Consider the following 19347-nt stretch of genomic DNA (forward strand, 5'->3'; position numbering starts at 1 on the left):
TATTTTATAGAGAAGGGGAGGGCTTTACTTCGCCCTTCCCTTTTTGCTTTAGGCTGCTAAAGGTTATCTTTTGGAGGCCGATTAAAGAAATTAAGGGGTGAGGAGAGTGAAGCTTTCCCTTTGTATGATTGTAAAGGATGAGGAGGAAAACCTTCCCCGCTGCCTTAAAAGTGTGCAGGGTATAGTAGATGAGATCGTGGTAGTGGATACAGGCTCCACCGATCGTACCCCGGCCATTGCGGCGGAACTGGGAGCTAAAGTTTATCATTTCCCCTGGTCGGGAAGTTTTAGCGAGGCGCGGAACTTTTCTCTTTCCTGCGCTACAGGAGATTGGATAATTTACCTAGATGCTGATGAGGAATTAGCAGAAGGAGAGGGTAAAAGGATCAGGGAGCTTCTTTCCTCTCCCCAGGCCGATGGTTATTGCGTGCTGGTAGTTAACTTTGTAGGCGAGAAAGAAGGAATGGAAGCGGTCATTAATCCTTCACCGCGTATCTTCCGTAACCGCCCAGAATATCGCTTTACAGGAGCTATTCACGAGCAAATTATGGCCTCTATTTACTCCCAGGGAGGCAAAGTAGAGTTTACTGATATAAAGATTAACCACTATGGATATTTAAGCGCCCCCGTGCGGGGCAGGAAGAAAGTAGACCGCAATTTAGCTTTGCTGGAGAAAGCAGTGAGGGAATCTCCTGAGGATGCTTTTAACCGTTTTAACCTAGGAGTGGAGTATCTACGCCGGAGAAATTGTGCGGCTGCTTTAGAAGAATTCCGTACTGCTTTTAAGTATCTACCCGACCTGGCCGTGGGTTATGCTCCCATTCTAGTACGCAATATTGCCTTGTGCCTTAAAGAACTTAGAAAGTTTGAGGATGCTTTGCGGGTAATTGCCGATGCTAAAGAGGTTTATCCCGATTATACTGATCTTGTTTTTCTGGAAGGGCATATCTATTTGGAGCAGGGCGATTTTTACCGGGCAGAAGGTTCCTTTAAAGAATGTTTGACGCGGGGAGAGTCAGCCACCCATCATATAACTCAACAAGGGGTAGGTAGTTACTACGCTTACTTTATGCTAGGACAGTTATATGAGCGCACGGGGGACCTCTTACAGGCAGTAAAAATGTATGCCCAAGCTTTAAAAACCCATAAACGTTTTTATCCAGCCCTTGCTAACTTAACAAGGCTTCTTTTGCTTCCAGGTTCACCAGAGAAGGCTAGGATGCTTGTTTCTTCCTACATAGATTTAGAAGATGAGGAAACCCTTCTTTTATTAGCTCAAGCTTTTGCAGCCCATAAGTACTTTAAGGAAGCTTTAAGTTTTGCAGAAAAAGCCCTTGAGTTAAATCCTTTTTCTATAAAAGGCTACTTTATTAAAGGGGAGATACTCCTTAACTTAAAGTATTATCCTAAAGCTTTAGAAGCCTTAGCCCAGATACCGCCTGCTAGTTTCCTTTATCCTAATGCTCTTTTAGCCCGGGCTTTTGCTTTAGCTTTGGAGGGGAAGAAAGAAAAAGCCAAAGAGGAGCTGGTTAAGTTACCCGATAAGTTCGATCTCCCACGCCGTGTGTACCTTGCCTTTTTAGAGCGGCTTATTAATAAAGATGGGTATATAGAAGTTTTACCAGAGGAAGAAGAAGAGGCAGCGCAAATTCTCCTAGATTTGCTGGGCAGGCTTCTCGATCTAGAGGCTTTTGAAGAATTTGAAGAAGTTCTTTCTTTGCTAGAGTTTTTACCTGCTCCTGAGCGCTTTCTTAGACTAGGAAAGTTATATCATAGCCGAGGGTTTGGTGAACTGGCGGCAGAAGAGATTATGGCCGCAGTAAAAGAGGGGAAAAAAGATGCCGAGGGGCTCGCTATACTGGGCGAGGTAGCAGCTTCTAAGGAATTGCATGAAGAAGCAGTAATATTTTATCAAGAAGCCTTACGGGAGGGGAAAGGCTACCTTAGATGGTATACTGCCTTGGTCAAAGAGCTCTCCTTTTTAGGGCGTTATGAAGAAGCCGCGGAGGTGGCCAGGAGGGGGCTAGAAGTGTTTCCTCATGCTGAACCCCTTAAAAGCCTTCTCCCCCTTCTAGAAAACATAAGCGTTAAGCGAGGAGGATGAAAAAATGGCTGATATGCGGATAGTGGGGATCTTTTCTGGACTTGATACCCAGAGCATCATAGACAAGCTCATGTCTTTAGAGCGCAAGCCTATAGAAATTCTTAAGAGCAAAGAGGCATTGTTAGAAAAGCAAAGGGAGGCCTGGGAGAAGATAGGCCAGGAGCTCAGCTCCCTGCGCGCCGCTCTATTTGACCTTACTCTTTCATCTACTTTCGCTGTCAAAGTAGCAACCTCCTCTAACACCTCTGTAGTAGAGGCTCAGGCGGCAACTAGTGCTTCGGTAGGTAAGTTCGATATTACTGTAACCCAGTTGGCCCAGGCCCAAAGCGTGGCCTCCTCAGCCTATACTGATCCGACTACTGCTCTAAATTTAAGCGGCACTTTTTCCATCAACGGTAAGAGCATAACAGTGACCACTTCGGATTCTCTTAACTCCATACGGGATAAGATTAATGCAGCTGGCGCTGGAGTTACTGCTACGGTGGTATTACAGCAAACTGGAAGCTATCGCTTAGTTATCACTAGCCAGACTACAGGGACAGCAGGAGCCATAAATTTTGCTGATGACCCTACCACCAAGGTGCTCCAGTCCTTGGGTATCCTCGATTCTACGGGAGCTATAGCTAATCAACTAGTAGCAGCGCAGGATGCCATTTTTACGGTCAATGGCCTTAATCTTACTCGCGGTAGCAATACAGTAAGCGATGCTATCCCTGGCCTTACTTTGTATCTTAAAGGAGCTGGCTCTGCTACTCTAGAAGTGAAACTCGATGGGCAATATATCATAGGTAAGATAAAGGCCTTTGTAGACAAATATAATACCCTCATGCAGGATATTTCTAGTAATATCCAATATGATGCTAACACTAGAACGGCCGGAACTCTTATAGGCGATTCTTCCCTTTCCCAGCTAGAGGCTAGCTTACGGCGTTGGGTTTCGGGATTGGTCGAGGGAGCTAGTTCCCCTTATAATAGCCTAAGCGGGATAGGGGTAAGTACATCCGGAGAGGCGCCTACCTTAGTCATCGATGAGGCCAAACTCTCGCAGGCTTTAGCTGCTGCACCCGATCAGGTAGCCTCGCTTTTTAACAAGGATTCTGGTAGTTCTTCGCCTAGCTCGGCTGACGGCGTGGCGGTACGCTTACGCAAGATCCTAGATCTCTGGCTTACTGGAAGCCAGTCAGGTGTAGGTTTCCTTAAGGCCAAAGAGGACTTTTTCTCCCAGGGTATACGGAGTATTGAAGATCAGATCCAGGCCATGGAAGAACGATTGAAGGTGCGGGAGAGGGTCCTCTGGCAGCAATTCAACGCCATGGAGGAATGGCTAGCCCGCCTTAACGCCCAGAGCACTTGGCTTGCTCAGCAATTTAGCAAGGCTGCTAACAATAAGTAAGTTAAGTTAAAGGTAAGTAAAGGAGGAGGTTTTTATGGAGATAGCTAATAAATACCTGGAGATGGCAGTTACTACGGCATCACCGGAACGCCTCATTCTTCTCCTCTATGATGGAGCTATAAACTTTCTTACCCGTGCTATGGAAGCTATTTCTGCCCGCGATTTTACAGAAGCTAACCGCCTTATTATCCGGGTGGAGGAGATTATAACTGAGCTTAAGAATTCTCTAGATACCTCTTACGAAATAGGTAAATCCTTGGAGAAGTTTTATGATCTCCTATTGGCTAGACTGTTTGCGGCCAACGTGGCCAAAGACCGAGAGGTGTTGCTAGAAGTGCAAAGGTACTTGAAGGAGATGCGATCTACCTGGGAAGAAGCTATTAAACAGGCAGCTCCTTGTTTAACTTCTTTTTCCTCTAAGGGGTTGGAGGTGTGAAGTTTGCCTGAAAGGTTTTTGCGGGCTTGGCTTAAACTGGCCCGAGCCCAACGAAAGGCTATAGCTGAAAGGCAAGGAGAAGATTTAGAGCATATCTTAGCCGCCAAAGAGCGGCTAAGCCTCCTACTTTCCCAAAAGCTTGCGATTTATCACCCCGGCGACCAGTCTGCCTGTTTAGTAAAGGAAATCCTGGCCGAGGAGGAAGCAGCGCGGGAGGAGTTAGTCCGTTGGCGGGAAAAGGTAGCAGAAGAGTTTTGCCAACTACAAAAGTGGCGGGAATTAATCCAACACCAGAGAGCCTTAGCACCTGTCAGGAATAGGTTGTTTGAACGGCGTTGCTGAGGGGATGGTAATTGATGGTACGCTATGGTATTATATGGGAGGGCTCCTTTTTTGTCTATCATAGCTTGGCATTAGTTAACCGGGAACTCGTCCTTGCTTTGCTCCAGGACGAGCACTTAGAGATAGGGATTAAACCTTATGAGCCTGATGAGTTTGAGACCTCAATTGATCCACGTTTTGCTCTTTTGGCATCGCGTGTAAACCAACGTCCCGCACACGTAGACTTTACTGTCCGCCACCGCTGGCCCCCACTGCTGAGTGCTGCTGAAGGGCGTCTTATATGGATCCAGCCCTGGGAATACGGTTCCCTTCCTGTGGCTTGGGTAAGGTTTGCCAATAGCCCTGCGGTGACAGAAGTATGGGTACCTTCGAGCTTTGTACGCGAAACCTACATCCAGAGTGGGGTTGACCCTGAGAAGGTTAAGGTGGTACCTAACGGGGTAAACACTCAAATATTTCATCCTGAAGTCCCTCCCCTTTCCTTGCCCACCCGTAAAGGTTTCAAATTTCTTTTTGCTGGAGGAACTATCCCCCGCAAAGGACCTGATGTGTTGTTAAAGGCTTACCTGAGTGCTTTCTCTGACAAGGATGACGTTTGTTTGGTCATAAAGGATTTTGGTACTAACTCTTTTTACCGGAACCAGGGAATGGGTAGCAAGATTAAAGAACTTCAAGGGCAGAAAGGGATACCCGAGATCCTTTACCTTGAGGAGAACTTTAATGAGAGGGAAATGGCTGCCCTTTACTGCTCCTGTAACTGCCTAGTGCATCCTTACCGGGGGGAGGGCTTCGGCCTTCCTATACTCGAGGCTATGGCGTGCGGGCTTCCGGTAATTGTTACTGGATATGGTGCTTGCCTTGATTTCTGCCATGAAGGAAACGCCTTGCTTATCCGAGCTAGATTAGAAGCAGGGAAAGAAAAAAGGGTAGGTGAGTTGGAGACAGTTAGTTACCCTTATTGGGCGGAACCTGATGTTGAGCATTTAATTCACCTTTTGCGCTGGGTATACGAGAATCTTGGGGAAGCGCGCGTTATAGGGAGCCGGGCAGCAGAAGAAGTGGCCAGAAGGTTTAACTGGAACGAGGTGGCAGCCAAAGCAAGAACTCGTTTTGACGAGCTTAAACAAAAGGAGAGAACCAGTAAAGCAAAGTTTTTCCAAAACAGTCCAGAAGAATTATTACAGCAAGGAGTCCAGGCCTATACAAGTGATGACAAGAAAAGAGCAGAAGAGTTCTTCCAGAAAGTTTTAGAAATAACGCCAGATAACCCAGAAGCTAATTATAACCTTGGTGTTATCCATCTCGAAAAGCGTAACTTTGAATCGGCTGCTAGATACCTAATCAATTCTCTAAAAAGCGATGCCAGTTCCCCCGAATCTTGGGCAGCCCTGGGAAGCGCCCTTGCTGGCTTAGGAGACTATGGAGCAGCCGAAATCGCTTATGAAACTGCTTTTAACCTTAAACCGGATCTCCCAGGGGTAGCCGAAAACCTGGCCACAGTAAAGGCACTTTTGAAAGAAGAATTTGATCTTTGGGCAAGCAGCTGGTATCGTGTAGAAGTAAAGCGACTGGCTGAACTTCTCCCCAAGGAGACAGAGAAAGCGGATGTACATACAATCATCGCCGCTATTGCTCATGCTTTCGAAGGAAATCCCTATATACATCAAATCATACGCGAAGAAATACTTCCCCACTTTGAGGGCTGTCAACGAATTTTAGATGTGGGCTGCGGCGAAGGTATCTTTTTAGAAATGCTGCGGGAGATAGGGGCGGAAGGAGAAGGAATAGATATCGACCCAGTGGTGGTTAAGAAAGCCCAAGCAAAGGGATTGCGTGTACAAGTAGCTTCCGCGTTGGACTTTTTGCAGGAGCGCTGCGAAGAGTATGACGGCATTATGCTGGGCCATATCATTGAACACTTTTCTGGTCCCGAAGCAGTAAAGTTAATTTATTACTGCAGTCGGGCTTTAAAAGAGGGGGGAGTTATAGTAATCAGAACTCCTAACTTTACTAAGCCCGAAGTGTGCCTTTCCTCTTTTTGGCTTGATATTTCCCATGTCCGGCCTTACCCTCTACCGCTTTTAGAGATTATGCTAAAAAGTTTGGGATTTAAGGTGCTGTATAGTGGCACTATGCCAAGTACCAATGAAGTAGATATACTAGTGGTAGGCCAGAAGGGAGAAAAGAAAGCTGCTTCGCAACTACAAGTAATATGGCGAGGACATTTTTACGACATGAGCGGCTATGGAGATGAAGCGCGGGGGTTTGTCTTTGCTCTCAGTAAATACCCTTTAAAGGTTAAAACAGTCCCTATATGGTTAAAAGAAGATGTAAAAGGGATTCTTACTGAAGAAGAAAGGCGCAGACTACGGTTGCTGGAGCAGAACTCAGTGAAGAACTCTCAACAAAGCTTGATTGTAGTGCATCATCTTGTTCCTGCCGCAACTTTTGGGGAAGTGGCAAACGAGTATTTCCCTGGAGCAGTCAATATCCAACGGATCATGTTTGAGACAGATCGGATTCCGGAAGAGTGGGTAGATTACCTTAACAGGATGGATGAGATTTGGGTTCCCTCACAGTTTAACGTAGAGACTTTCAGCGCTTCAGGCGTGAGAGAAAAAAAACTTAAAGTTGTACCAGGAGGAATCGATCCTGAACTCTTCAGCCCGCAAGCTGAACCCCTTGACCTGCCTGTAAGGCAAGGAGGCTTTATCTTTCTCTCGGTGCTTGATTGGATTGATCGGAAAGGATGGGATGTGCTCTTAACAGCTTATCTTACTGAATTTAAACCCCAAGAAGAGGTCGTACTACTTATTAAAGCCTCCAGGCTAAACCGGTACAAGCCCGGTACATTAGAGGGGCAAATTTACTCTTTCATACGGGAGCGCTTAGGCTTGAACCCGGAGAAAATCCCTAAGATAGCCCTCCTAAAGGGAAATATAGAATACCGCCGTATGCCAAGCCTTTATATGGCTTGCCATGCTTTTGTTTTGCCTTCACGGGGAGAGGGATGGGGGCGCCCCTACCTGGAAGCTATGGCTTGTGGCTTGCCCACCATCGGTACCAAGTGGAGCGGTAACTTAGAATTTATGACGGAGGAAAACAGCTTTCTTATTGAAATAGAGGGTCTAGAGGAGGTTCCGAACGATACTGATGTTCCTCTTTACTGGGGCCACCGCTGGGCTAAGCCCAGCGTAGAGCATCTTCGCCAGATCCTGCGCTATGTTTTTGAACATCAAGAGGAGGCGCAAAAAAAGGGTAAGAAAGCAAGGCAAGATGTTTTAGAAAAATGGACGTGGGAGAAAGCAGCAGAAGTGGTGTTGCAAGAGTTACAAAAATATACTAAGCTGTAAAGCTTGAACTAGAGGGAGAGGTTTAAGGATGGGCCTTAGCCTTCTTGAGTACCGGGCAAACAACAAAAGGGCCCTGCGGGTGGTCTTCGTGGGCGATTTCTTTTGCCAGGGTCCTCGAGCAGAGTTTAATCGACAGCTAGCGCTAGCCCTTAAAAATGAGGGGGTAAAGTTGGCAATTGTAAACCGGGGATCCTGGGAAATAAGGGCCAGCGAGTTGGTGGAATTGCTGGAGCAATCCCTGCCTCCTGATTACGAATTTTGTCTTTGCTGGGAAGGGGAAGAGATTGGGGCAGATGAGCAAAGCATTGTCTGGCTGACCCAAGCTCAGGAACACTGCCAGAGAGGTAACCAGCAGGTCTTATCAATAGAAAAGTTTAAAATTCCTGGTCGGCCTTGGCAAGAGGCAGCCCGCCTTTTAAAAGAATATCTTGAAGGCCTGCGGGGCAAAGTCAGTGAGATAGAGCTTTCACCCAAGCGAATTTACGTTTACCCTCCCTCTTTGTCACAAAAAGTTGAAGGGCACGAGCAAAGCGTTTTTGGTGTGTTTAAAGTGACGGAAATTCAAGACTATCCCTCTTTTTCTTCAGATGTAGAACCAATTGTAGAACCAATGAGCTGGGTTTTTATACTAGAAGAGGGAGAGGTCCCCATGTTGGAAGATCGTGATTCCTGGGAGAAAGTTTTCCTTTATCCACCGCGGAAGTTATCGCTGCTGGAGGCGATACCTCTTGAGCTTGGAGGCTTAGGAAACCTAATACTTCCTTCTCTTCGTCTCTTAGAGGGGAGGGAGGCTATGGCCTGTAAGGAATTTTTAGAAGAAGTACCCTTTCTCTACTGCCAGCAGTGGAAACCCCTGCGTCTGTTACGGTCTCCCCTACTGGGGTATGGGCGATGGGAAAGGATGAACCGTTCCTATCTTCAAGTAAAACCGCCCTACCATCACCGCTTACATTTACAGGCTGTTGACGCTGCAGCCACAGGGAAAGTTTCAGAGGCCATAGCTGCCTTCAAAGAGGCTTATAGAGCGGCCCCAGAGCCTCACAAGGCCTTGATACTGCGAAATCTCTCCTTAAGCCTTATTTCCTGGAGACGTTTTGATGAGGCTTTTCTCCTTCTGGAAGATGGTATAAAGTTTTATCCCGCCTATACCGACCTCTACTATCTTAAGGCCTTAGCCTTTTACCAACTTCGATGTCGTGACGAGCTTCTTCAGGTATGCTCTAAAGCCATAGAGAAAGGAGAAGCTACTCCATGGTTTTACAGTGATCCTGGTTCTGGAAGCTATAAGGCCTTTTTCCTCATGGGGGAAGCGTACTATGAAAAGGGAGAGTTAGAGAAAGCTGCTGCAGCCTACTATGAGTCTTTATTCCGCAATCCCTATTTCTTGCCAGCTCTCGAGAGGTTGGGACGTATTGAGTTTAAGCCAAAAATAGTTCCGCGCTTTGCTAAGGCATTGGCTCAGATTCTTGACCTTCGTCATCCACCAACCAGAACCCTTCTGTCGCAGTATTTTGGTCCGACAGAGTTGGCGAACGCGGGCGATCTTACCCCCTTACTTTAGATTTTTATCTGATTGCCGATTTAAAAAATACAGTGTAGGAACTTTGGGAGGGGAGGCAAAGCATGCGGGTGGAAGGCGTGGATCCGCTTATTCTCAACCAAGTTCAGGTACAGCTACAAAAGCCATTGGTACCAGATACTAAAGAAGTAAATATTTTGACTGATAAAGATAGAGAAAACTCGCAAGGGCAGGAATTTGCCCGTGAGCATCTTGAGCACTCGATAGCTAAACTAAATGCTGCGGCAGAATTATTTAATATTGAGCTGCGGTTTAAGGTAGATTATGAAAAAGGTGAGATTTATGTTTTGGTTATAGATATAACTCAAGGCAAAGTTATTAGGCGTATACCACCTGAGAATGCGCTTAAAATTGCAAACCAAATGCAACAATTGGTTGGATTACTTTTGGATGTGTTGATTTAAAAAGCTCTTTTTCCTGGGACTTAAATAAGGAGGTTTTAAGAAATACAATGAGCCGGCATATTGCTATAACTAAGCTTTCCAGCCGTGGACAGATAGTTATCCCTAAGGAGATTAGGAAAATCCTGGCCTGGGAAGCAGGAGATCACGTGGCTGTAGAGCTAGAGGGGGACCACGTTATCTTGCGGCGGCTTTTGCTTAAGGAGCTTTCCAAGGAAGAACCGTCAGAGCAAAAGCGAGAGGAAGCCGCTAGCTTAAGAATATAAGGGCTTTAAGTTAGCTTGACGGATGAGGTAGAGAAATGCTAAAAATAAGGTATGTAGACACGTGTAAGGGGGGCCAAAATAAAAGCTTCCCTTTTTTAATGTTGTTTGAAAGGGGGATATTATGGACCTAAAAGAAGAGATCGCCCAAGCGGTAGCGCAGGAGACAGGTATTGAGACTACTAAGAGGGATATAGAGGAAGTCCTTTCTAGTCTTTTAGTGACTTCCCATTTCTGGGAGATAGTTCAGCTTGCGCGCCAGCCTTTTAATGTAGTGGTATGTACGATAAAGATATTAGGACAGAAGGGCTGGATAGAAGTAGGAAAGGATGGGGCTATTAATCTTACCCCTTCTGGACAAAAGGCAATAGAAGGGAAGGGAATAAAGCCCAAAAAAGTTTATCGTTGCCGAGCTTGTATGGGCCGGGGCGTAGGTTTAGAAGGGCTAGAAGAGGTATTAAAGCGGTTTAAAGAAATTGCCGCCCACCGGCCGGAGGCTATTATAGAATATGATCAGGGATATGTGACACCGGAGACTACGGTAAGCCGTATAGCTCTTTTGGCTGACAGGGGAGATTTGGAAGGGAAAAAACTTTTAGTATTAGGCGATGATGATCTGGTGAGCTTGGCAGCAGGCCTTTCAGGTCTGCCGCAGGAAGTAGTGGTTTTGGAGATCGATGAGAGGCTTCTTAATTTCATAAACGAGGTAGCGCAGCGGGAAAACATGCCAGTTAAGGCCGAAAGATACGATTTCCGCCAACCTTTACCTTCCCAATATGTAGGATACTTTGATACTTTTATTACGGACCCGCCGGAAACCTTAGAAGCTTTGGAAGTATGCCTTAGCCGGGGATTGGCTAGTCTCAAAGGGGAGGGTTGCGCCGGGTATTTTGGTTTAACCCATGCTGAATCTTCCCTTAAGAAGTGGAATCGGCTCCAGCAGCTTCTAGTAGGAAAGTTTAAAGTAACCATCACGGATATTATTGAAGACTTTAACCAGTATGTGAATTGGGATTATCTCCTTCCCAGCCTTAAGGCGAAGCTCCCCTTTGTTGAGGTAGAGCCCCAGATGAATTGGTACCATTCGGCCATGTATAGAATACAGGTTTTGGAACGGGTGGAAGCGGTTAAAAACGAACCGGCCGCTTGCGAGCTTTATGTAGATGAAGAGGCTCTTATTTATGGAAGCCAGGGTAGTTAAAAATTTTAACCAAAACTTTAGCTAAATTTTGGAGAACCCTGCAGGATTTTGGCATTTTGTGTTGAATAAGTATTAACCATCAAGGTAAAAATTTCTTACTTAGCGCTCCGTTAAGGGCAAGCTCTCCGAAAGGGGATGCGCGCAAAGCCATGGGTCTAAGGCTCCGGTGGCCCGAGTAGCTTCCCTGGGCTTACCGGGGCTAAGATCGCCAGGCTGCCGGGGCTGGAAAGCTTGTAGTTTGCCCGCCCTTGTTCGGAGCGGGCTTTTTTGGTCGTTTTAGGACTATGGTCCCATAGAAAAATAGGGACTTTAGCCTCCTACACTTTTTACCAATTTCTTATTACACTGTTGGATAAAGGTGAAAAACAGGAGAAAGAAGGGAAAGAAGGGTGTTTTTGTCGGCGGTAGGGGAGGCCTTACGAAAAGTCCTCGAAGCTGCTGCTCTACGGCAGCGGGTTATCGCCCATAACTTAGCCAACGCCAATACACCAGGCTTCAAGCGCTATTACGTCACTTTTGAAGAAAGCTTAAGGCGCGCCTTGCGCGGGGAACAGGGATTGACGTTGTACCGGACGCATCCCAGGCACCTACCGGGCTCTGGTCCTGAAGTAGAACCGAGGGTAGAGCAGGATCGCTTCACTGCTATGCGCCGGGACGGTAATAATGTAGACATCGAGCGGGAAATGGTGGAGCTGGTTATGAATTCCTTGAATTATAACCTCGCTGTACAACAGTTAAACGGGCGTTTAGGGATGTGGCGCTATGTTATCAATGAAGGGAGGCGGTAAAATTTGGAGCTTCTCCCTGGCTTGGCTATCAGCGCTTCCGGGCTTACGGCCGAGCGCTTGCGGCTGGATCTTATAGCTAGCAATTTAGCCAATATCTATACCACCCGGACGGCCCGAGGCGGGCCCTACCGCCGAAAGGTAGCTATCTTTGCTGAACGGCTCCGGGAGCTCAAGGGGATTCCAGGGCCTCAAGCCCCAGGCTATGGTGTACGGGTAGTGGGTATTGCTGAGGATAATACGCCTCCGCGCTTAGTGTATGATCCAACTCACCCTGATGCGGATACCCGGGGATATGTTGCCCTCCCTAACATTAACGTGGTAAATGAGATGATAGACCTCATCACTGCTTCCCGGGCCTACGAGGCTAATGTAATTGCTTTTAATGCAGCTAAGTCCATGGCCTTGAAAGCTTTGGAGATAGGCCGTGTTTAAAGGAGAAAGCAGGCTGAAAAAGCGAGAGGTTGAAGGAAGGGAACGCGATGGTGCAAGGATTATCTCTCCTCCCTACTTCTCCTCCTTTGAGCTTGGGAGAAGGCCAAAGAACAAAACCGGTTGGTGCAGGAGAATTAGCAGCTTCCTTCCAAGAGATCCTCAAGGAGAAGCTAGCGGATTTAAATGAGACCCTGCAGAAGGCTGATAAACTTACTCTCCAGTACCTAGCAGGAGATATCCAAGACATACACGAAGTTATGCTGGCCTTGGAGCAAGCAGGTCTCGCCCTGCAACTGGCTGTACAAGTTAGAAATAAAGTTATCGAAGCTTATCAGGAAATTTCGCGGATGCAAGTGTAGGAGCTCTATAAAGCATGAAAGGGCGGGAGTGGCTTAAGAAGGTTACAGGGTATTGGTCTAGCCTGTCCCCGGCTAGGCGTTCGGCTTTGGCTGTGGTGATTTCGGCAGGGTTAGTAGCCATGGGTTTCTTTTTGTACTGGCTTGTAAAGCCCTCTTATGTACCCTTATTTACCAAGCTCGACCAAAGAGATGCGGCGGCTGTAGTGGAGAAGCTTAAGGAGATGAAAATACCTTACCGTCTGGCTAATGAAGGGAGTACTATTCTGGTACCTAAAGACAAGGTTTATGAGACTCGGTTGACTCTTGCAGGGGCGGGGGTGCTTAAGTCCCAGGGGCTGGGTTTTGAGCTTTTCGACCAGAATAAGCTGGGTATGACTGATTTTGAACGCCGTATTAATTACCAGAGGGCACTCCAAGAGGAGCTCCGGCGTACCATTCTTTCCCTGGAGGAAGTGGAGGATGCTAGGGTACACTTAGTTCTTCCCCAACCTAGTGTATTTGTACAAGAGAGGCAGCCACCTTCCGCTGCAGTAGTTCTTAAGTTAAAACCCCTGGCCAAGTTAGAACCCACTCAGGTACAAGGTATTATGCAATTAGTAGCGGCTAGTGTAGAAGGGCTTAAACCCGAAAATGTACACATTATTGATACTGAAGGAAGGGTGCTTTCAGCAGGCTTGGCCGAGGGGAGCCAGCTCCCAATTGGCGCTCAACAGCAGAGACAGCAAGAATTAGAACGTGCAGTAGAAAGGGATCTGGAGCAAAGGATAACGAGGCTCCTTACTTCCATTTTGGGTCCGGGGCAGGCTGTAGCCATGGTAAATGTGGAGTTGGACTTTAACCAGCAGGAGATTACCCGCCGGGAATGGGGTAAGCAAGGGGCTTTAAGGAGCGAGCAGGTGAAGAATGAACAGGGGACAGGTACCCAAGCCAGTGGTCCAGTGGGGGATATGAACCGGGAAGTACCAGGGTATGCGGCTGTAACACCTGGCTCTAGCAATTATAACAAATCGGAGACGACGCGAAACTATGAATTGGATGAAACCCAGACCCGCATCGTTTATGCTCCGGGGCAGATAAAGCGTATCTCGGCCTCGGTAGCGGTGAACGGTCCTCTAGATGCCCAAAAAGAGGAGCAGATCCGGCAGATAGTAGCTTCAGCGGTGGGTTACCAGCCAGCCCGGGGGGATCAGATTACGGTCTTAAGCCTAGCCTTTGATGATACCTTAAGGCGGAAGGCGGAAGCCGAGATGGCGGCTGCGGAGGAAGCCGCTCGCCGGCGGCAGAAGCTACAGCTCTATTTTGCGTTGGCTGGAGCGGGGGTTAGCCTTATTCTCCTTTTACTCTTCTTGCTTTTGCGACGCCGCCGGGCTGTCCCTGCTGTGGAGGCCTGGCCGGAGGCCCAGGTGCCTGGGAAGTCTTTGCCTGTAGAAGGTGTTAAACCAGAAGAGGCCCTGGCTGAGGTGGCTGTCAGCGAAGAAGAGAGGCGGAAAGAGCAGGAACGCCGGGCCAGGCAGGAGCGGCTACGGGAGATCGTGCGTCAGCATCCAGAAGACGTAGCTCAGCTTATAAAAGCATGGTTATCGGAGGAGTAAGGGGATACTGTGGTGAGGCAGAAGCAGCTTACCGGTTTAGAAAAAGCAGCCATTTTCCTTATGAGTTTGGGGCCGGAGCTTTCTTCCCTAGTTTTAAAGCAGCTCCCTCAGGAGGATATCGAGCGCATCACTTACCAGATAGCCAATACCACTATGGTGGATACCAATACTAGACAGCAAGTAATGGATGAGTTTTGGGAGCTGCATGAGGCGAGGCAATATATTTTCCAGGGAGGTATCAAGTATGCCCGGGAAATACTGGAAAGGGCTTTAGGGCCTGCCCGGGCGGCTGAGATTATCCGTAAGCTAATGGCCACGTCTAAAATTAGGCCTTTTAACATGATCCGCAAAGCTGATCCCAAGCAGCTAGTTACTTTTCTTTACAACGAGCACCCCCAGACTATAGCCCTAGTCTTAGCCTATCTTGAGCCAGAACAAGCGGCGGTTATTTTGAGCGCTTTGCCAGAGGAACTTCAAGCGGATGTAGCCAAGAGGATTGCCCTCCTGGAGCGAGCGACTCCAGAGACAGTCCGGGATTTAGAACAGGTCTTGGAGCAGCGACTGCAATCGGTGGTGGGCCAGGATTTCGCGGTGGCCGGTGGGGTAAAAGCCTTGGTGGATATTTTAAACCGCGTGGACCGGAGCACTGAACGCACTATTTTAGAAGCGTTAGAGCAGGATGATCCTGAACTAGCAGATGAGGTCCGGAAACGTATGTTTGTGTTCGAAGATATCGTTACTTTGGATGATAACTCCATACGGAGGGTACTGCGGGAAGTGGATATGCGTGACCTGGCCCTGGCCTTAAAGACAGCCAGCGAGGAAGTAGCCAACCGGATTTATCGCAACCTCTCCAAGAGGGCTGCTGAAATGCTGAAAGAAGATATAGAGTATATGGGACCCACTCGCCTGCGGGATGTAGAAGAAGCTCAGCAAAGGATAGTGCAAGTAATCCGGCGGCTAGACGAGGCGGGTGAGATCATTATAGCTCGGGGTGGCCGTGATGCTATCGTGGTCTAGGGTTATAAAAGGGGCCCTCTGTTCAATGGAGCAGAGGCCGGTTCCTGTACGGCCAGTTCCTTTAGAGCAACCTGAGGTTGAGCTTTTGCTTGAAAAGGCGGAAGAAAATGTTAAAGAGAGAGCAGAACTTCTTTTAGAGGAGGCTCGCCGGGAAGCAGAGTCTTTGCGGGAGAAAGCCCAGAAAGAGGTTGAAGCCTTAAAGCGGCAAGGGTGGGAGGAGGGCTACCGTGCTGGATGGGAGGAAGGACACCGGGATGGGTTGCAGGCGGCCAAAGCTGAAGCAGAAATTTTACGGAGGGAAGGGGAAAAGATACGGGAACAGGCCCGCGAAGTATTAAAGGAAGCTAAAGAGGTTTATAAAGAAACCCTTAAGGAAGCAGAAGAGCAGGTATTAGAATTGGCTCTAGAAATAGCGGAACAAATTGTAGGCCGGCAAGTAGAACTCAACAGGGATATTGTGTTAGATATAGCCCATAAGGCTATCCAGCGGGTAGCGGAAGGACAGTTTTATACTATTTACGCTTCACCTGATGAGGCGGCTTTGTTACGGCAGCACCGGGAGGAACTTCTAAAAGAAGCACCACCTAAGGCCCGCCTACAGATTATCGCGGATCCGGCTTTAAAGCCCGGTGGCTGCCGGGTAGAAACGGAGAGCGGGTTTGTAGATGCCACGGTGGATACTCAGCTTATGGAGGTCCGTCGCCTACTGAAAGGCGCTTAAAGGTAGTGAAAGGACGAGGTAGCCAAGCTAAGAACAGGAGAAAGGGGAGGCGCAAGTTACCCCTGGAAAGGGAAGATGCCATGGCACTGCAGGCTACTATTCGCCCATTAAGCTCCTTACGCGAGGTAAACTTATGGAAGCAAGGAGGAAAGATTACCCGAGTTACTGGGCTTACCCTAGAAGCGCGGGGGTTAAGGGCAGCTATAGGTGAGATATGCCACATTTACAATAATGGCCGGACCCCGGTAGTAGCTGAGGTAGTAGGTTTCCGGGAAGAGGTAACCTTACTTATGCCCTTGGGCGAGCTAGAGGGTATAGGGCCGGGTTGCCGGGTTGTAGCTACGGGGGGATCCTTTACAGTTCCTGTGGGAGGTGATCTCCTAGGACGTGTTTTAGATGGCCTGGGTAGGCCCTTGGATGGAGGGCCTCCGGTAAGGGGACAAAGATATCCCGTCAATAATTTGCCCCCGAATCCCTTAGAGAGAAGGCCTATCAGGGAGATACTCTCTACTGGCGTTAAGGCCATCGATGCTTTGATAACCTGTGGATATGGACAAAGGATAGGAATCTTTTCCGGGAGTGGCGTAGGTAAGAGCACCCTTCTGGGGATGATCGCTCGCCACAGCACAGCTGATATCAACGTTATAGCTTTGATCGGAGAGCGGGGGCGAGAAGTGAGGGATTTCTTGGAATTAAATTTGGGCCCCCAGGGTTTAAGAAGATCAGTAGTAGTGGTAGCCACTTCAGACCAGCCTGCGTTGGTAAGGATAAAGGGAGCTTTTGTGGCCACAGCTATAGCTGAATATTTCCGGGATCAGGGAGCCAAAGTACTTCTTTTTATGGATTCCCTCACCCGGCTATGCCTTGCCCAGCGCGAGGTGGGGTTGGCCATTGGCGAGCCCCCTACTACCCGGGGGTATACTCCTTCTGTCTTTGCCCTATTACCCCGGCTTCTAGAAAGAGCGGGTAATAGTTCGCGGGGTTCCATCACTGGGCTTTACACAGTATTGGTGGAAGGGGATGACTTTAATGAACCTGTGGCGGATGCGGTAAGGGGACTCCTGGACGGCCATATAATCCTTTCCCGGGGCTTAGCTGCCAGAAACCATTATCCTGCTATAGATATCCTGGCCAGCTTAAGTCGTTTAATGCCGGAGATTGTAAGCTCTAGGCAAAAGGAGCTAGCAGGAAAATTAAGGGATTTGCTGGCGGCTTACTCTGAGGCCTCTGATCTCATTGAAATCGGAGCCTACCAGCCAGGGTCTAATCCCAGAGTAGATATGGCCTTAAAATACTATAATGCCATCCAAGAATTTTTAAAACAGGATAAGGAAGAATACTTCTCTTACGAAGAAACCCTTCAAGCTCTCGAGAAGGCTTTGGAAGCGTAAATTAAAGCCTTGAAAGGGAAGAGGGGGTTTAGTAGTTGCCTACCTTCCGCTTCTCCTTACAGAAGGTACATAATTACCGGAAAGCCGTAGAGGAACAGCATAAAAAGCGGTTAGCTTTAGCTCAGAAATGGCAAGAAGAGGAAGAGAGATCTCTCCAGGAATACCTAAAGGAGAGGGCGGTTTTACAAGATAAGTTAGCCGAAATGAAAGGGCCGGCTGTGTTAGAGGAACTTTGGCAAAGGGAGCTTATCCTTATGGCCATGGAGGGTAAAATCGAGGAACAGGGGGAGAAAGTAGCTAAGGCTTCTGCTGTGGTAGAGGAATATAAAGGTTTGGTATTGGAGGCCAGGCAGGCGCGTAAAGTTTTGGATAGCCTAAAGGCGCGCCAGGAAGCAAGCTTTAGATATACCCTTGCCCGTGAAGAACAGAAGGAGTTAGATGATATTGCTGCGGTGGCCTACAACCGCAAAGAAGGAAATTTATAACAGCAGTTGCTAATAAAAAGATCTTAGTAGAAAGGAGGTGAAGTAATGGATATTACCATTATCGGGTCTGTAGGGTTAAACCCGCCTGCTATTAAGAGGGAAAACAAAGGACATAAATCTGGGGAAGTAAACGATTTTACTGGATGTTTAGCTGCCGAACTTTCCGCTATACACTATCCTACTTCCTCAAGGAGCGGAGGAGAAGAAAGTTACTCCTCCCTGGATCTGGAAGGGAACCTAGGGTTACCTGCTATTATAGGGGAAACCCTGGCTTTGAGTCTGGCAGCAGCATCTGGAACAGAACCAAATAGTTTACCCAAAGAGCTAGAAGGTCTGCCTGCGGATTTTAAGCTGATGGTGGGAACTGAAGAGGTTGCTAGTGGGAGGATTACGGGAGCCTTCCCTGAGAAGACTACCCTTGAGGAAGATCCTTTAGCTTTTCTTATAACGGAGATTACCTCTGGAAGTTCTAAAAGTACAGCCCAGAGTCCAACTTCTCCTTGGCCAGATATCCAACTAAAATATACAGGTTACTTTCCTGGGTCACCCGTGCAAATTAGTGATTTCCCTGAGACTCTCCTCTCTAACCAGGGGCTGGAAGAAAAAGTTGGTTTCCTTACAAAAGATGGGCAAACAGGGATATCGGCTTTTTCTCCGGAAGCCAACCTTTGGGAGATAGACCATATAGCAAACAGTAAGGAGCCCGCCGCTCGTCCTATTGGAGAAAGGAATGGGGAAGGAAGTCCTGGAAAAGTTCTGCACTCCTTTGGGTCATCGGATTCCCTCTGGTCGGCTAATTCTTTAGCTTCTAAGCCACAACCGGAAACCTTTATAAGGGGTCTCCAAGGAGAGGTAGCCCCGCTTGTGGAAGGGGTTGCAATAGGAGAGGGGAACTCGCCGGCTGGGAGGAGGACTTTAGGTTCTGGGGAGGGAAAGGGTAAAGAGAACCAAGGGGATTTTCTCTTACCCCTCAAGCCCCAGCCTTCGGTTTCTGGAAACGTGGATATGGCAGGCCCATATAGGTTGAGCAACTTAGGGGAACTAGCGTCCAAACTTTTAGCCCTGGCTCGTTGGCAGGCCTATCCGGATCGTTATGAATTGGAGCTTAAGTTGAAGCCCGAATCTTTAGGGAAACTACGAGTGCATGTGGTGCTGGCGGAAAATCGCCTTTCCCTCCAGTTAATGGTAGAAACTCCCGAAGCTGGTCGGGCGCTCCAGGTAGCCTTACCTGAGCTTAAACAGGTTTTACAAACTTATGGCCTTAAGCTAGAACAGATACATGTTCAGGTAAGCACCGGCCAGGGGGGAAAGGGCTGGGAGGGGCCAGGCGAGGGGCGAAGCTGGGGGACACAAGTTTGGCCGGTTTTAGAAGTTAAGAGCGAAGAAGATACTTTACAGGTTGCGCCTGCCCGAAATAGTTACCGGCTCGATTATTTAGCTTAGCTTGCTTTTTAATCCATCGGTACCCTTGGCTGGAGAATAAACGA

The 19347-nt window shown here is 48.1% G+C and carries 18 protein-coding genes and 1 riboswitch; all 18 genes read left to right on the forward strand.

The window, feature by feature from the left end:
* Positions 1–106: 106 nt before the first annotated feature.
* The 18 genes from B9A14_RS04770 (at position 107) to B9A14_RS04855 (ending at position 19303) form a co-directional block, all read left to right on the forward strand.
* Positions 107–2104 (forward strand): tetratricopeptide repeat-containing glycosyltransferase family 2 protein, encoded by a 1998-nt coding sequence (locus B9A14_RS04770; protein WP_084664439.1) that lies wholly within the window; start codon positions 107–109, stop codon positions 2102–2104.
* 4 nt (positions 2105–2108) lie between these two features.
* Positions 2109–3497 (forward strand): flagellar filament capping protein FliD, encoded by a 1389-nt coding sequence (fliD, locus tag B9A14_RS04775; RefSeq protein WP_084664440.1) that lies wholly within the window; start codon positions 2109–2111, stop codon positions 3495–3497.
* Positions 3498–3531: 34 nt separating this feature from the next.
* Entirely contained in the window at positions 3532–3933 is a 402-nt protein-coding gene (gene fliS / locus B9A14_RS04780; protein WP_084664441.1) for a flagellar export chaperone FliS, read from the forward strand.
* Positions 3934–3936: 3 nt separating this feature from the next.
* Positions 3937–4275: a hypothetical protein gene (locus B9A14_RS04785; RefSeq protein WP_084664442.1), complete on the forward strand. Its 339-nt coding sequence runs from the start codon at positions 3937–3939 to the stop codon at positions 4273–4275.
* A gap of 14 nt (positions 4276–4289) precedes the next feature.
* Positions 4290–7628 (forward strand): glycosyltransferase, encoded by a 3339-nt coding sequence (locus B9A14_RS04790; RefSeq protein ID WP_084664443.1) that lies wholly within the window; start codon positions 4290–4292, stop codon positions 7626–7628.
* Positions 7629–7656: 28 nt separating this feature from the next.
* A complete protein-coding gene (locus B9A14_RS04795; RefSeq protein WP_084664444.1) occupies positions 7657–9189 on the forward strand; it encodes a tetratricopeptide repeat protein in 1533 nt (510 codons plus the stop codon).
* Between the two features lie 62 nt (positions 9190–9251).
* A complete protein-coding gene (locus tag B9A14_RS04800; RefSeq protein ID WP_084664445.1) occupies positions 9252–9611 on the forward strand; it encodes a flagellar protein FlaG in 360 nt (119 codons plus the stop codon).
* A gap of 47 nt (positions 9612–9658) precedes the next feature.
* Complete coding sequence (locus B9A14_RS04805; RefSeq protein ID WP_084664446.1) at positions 9659–9874, forward strand: AbrB/MazE/SpoVT family DNA-binding domain-containing protein; 216 nt, start codon at positions 9659–9661, stop codon at positions 9872–9874.
* Positions 9875–9995: 121 nt separating this feature from the next.
* A complete protein-coding gene (locus B9A14_RS04810) occupies positions 9996–11072 on the forward strand; it encodes a bis-aminopropyl spermidine synthase family protein (protein ID WP_084664447.1) in 1077 nt (358 codons plus the stop codon).
* 105 nt (positions 11073–11177) lie between these two features.
* Positions 11178–11293, forward strand: a riboswitch (cyclic di-GMP riboswitch).
* Positions 11294–11461: 168 nt separating this feature from the next.
* Positions 11462–11860 carry a flagellar basal body rod protein FlgB gene (gene flgB / locus B9A14_RS04815; RefSeq protein ID WP_084664448.1) on the forward strand — a complete coding sequence of 133 codons (399 nt, stop codon included), beginning with the start codon at positions 11462–11464 and terminating at the stop codon, positions 11858–11860.
* A gap of 3 nt (positions 11861–11863) precedes the next feature.
* Complete coding sequence (gene flgC / locus B9A14_RS04820) at positions 11864–12292, forward strand: flagellar basal body rod protein FlgC (protein WP_084664449.1); 429 nt, start codon at positions 11864–11866, stop codon at positions 12290–12292.
* Positions 12293–12321: 29 nt separating this feature from the next.
* Entirely contained in the window at positions 12322–12651 is a 330-nt protein-coding gene (fliE, locus tag B9A14_RS04825; RefSeq protein ID WP_231967928.1) for a flagellar hook-basal body complex protein FliE, read from the forward strand.
* 14 nt (positions 12652–12665) lie between these two features.
* Complete coding sequence (fliF, locus tag B9A14_RS04830; protein WP_084664451.1) at positions 12666–14243, forward strand: flagellar basal-body MS-ring/collar protein FliF; 1578 nt, start codon at positions 12666–12668, stop codon at positions 14241–14243.
* Positions 14244–14252: 9 nt separating this feature from the next.
* Positions 14253–15263: a flagellar motor switch protein FliG gene (gene fliG, locus B9A14_RS04835; RefSeq protein ID WP_084664452.1), complete on the forward strand. Its 1011-nt coding sequence runs from the start codon at positions 14253–14255 to the stop codon at positions 15261–15263.
* Positions 15264–15288: 25 nt separating this feature from the next.
* Entirely contained in the window at positions 15289–15984 is a 696-nt protein-coding gene (locus B9A14_RS04840; protein ID WP_172839038.1) for a FliH/SctL family protein, read from the forward strand.
* An 80-nt stretch (positions 15985–16064) separates the two neighbouring features.
* On the forward strand, positions 16065–17375 hold the full coding sequence (fliI, locus tag B9A14_RS04845) for a flagellar protein export ATPase FliI (RefSeq protein WP_084667037.1): 1311 nt from the start codon (positions 16065–16067) through the stop codon (positions 17373–17375).
* A 35-nt stretch (positions 17376–17410) separates the two neighbouring features.
* Entirely contained in the window at positions 17411–17860 is a 450-nt protein-coding gene (gene fliJ / locus B9A14_RS04850; protein WP_084664454.1) for a flagellar export protein FliJ, read from the forward strand.
* Positions 17861–17905: 45 nt separating this feature from the next.
* The gene (locus B9A14_RS04855) at positions 17906–19303 is read left to right on the forward strand and encodes a flagellar hook-length control protein FliK (protein ID WP_084664455.1); all 1398 of its coding nucleotides are present in this window, start codon (positions 17906–17908) and stop codon (positions 19301–19303) included.
* Positions 19304–19347 lie beyond the last annotated feature (44 nt).

It is taken from the genome of Thermanaeromonas toyohensis ToBE (assembly GCF_900176005.1).
In the GTDB taxonomy this organism is placed as follows: domain Bacteria; phylum Bacillota; class DSM-521; order Neomoorellales; family Neomoorellaceae; genus Thermanaeromonas; species Thermanaeromonas toyohensis.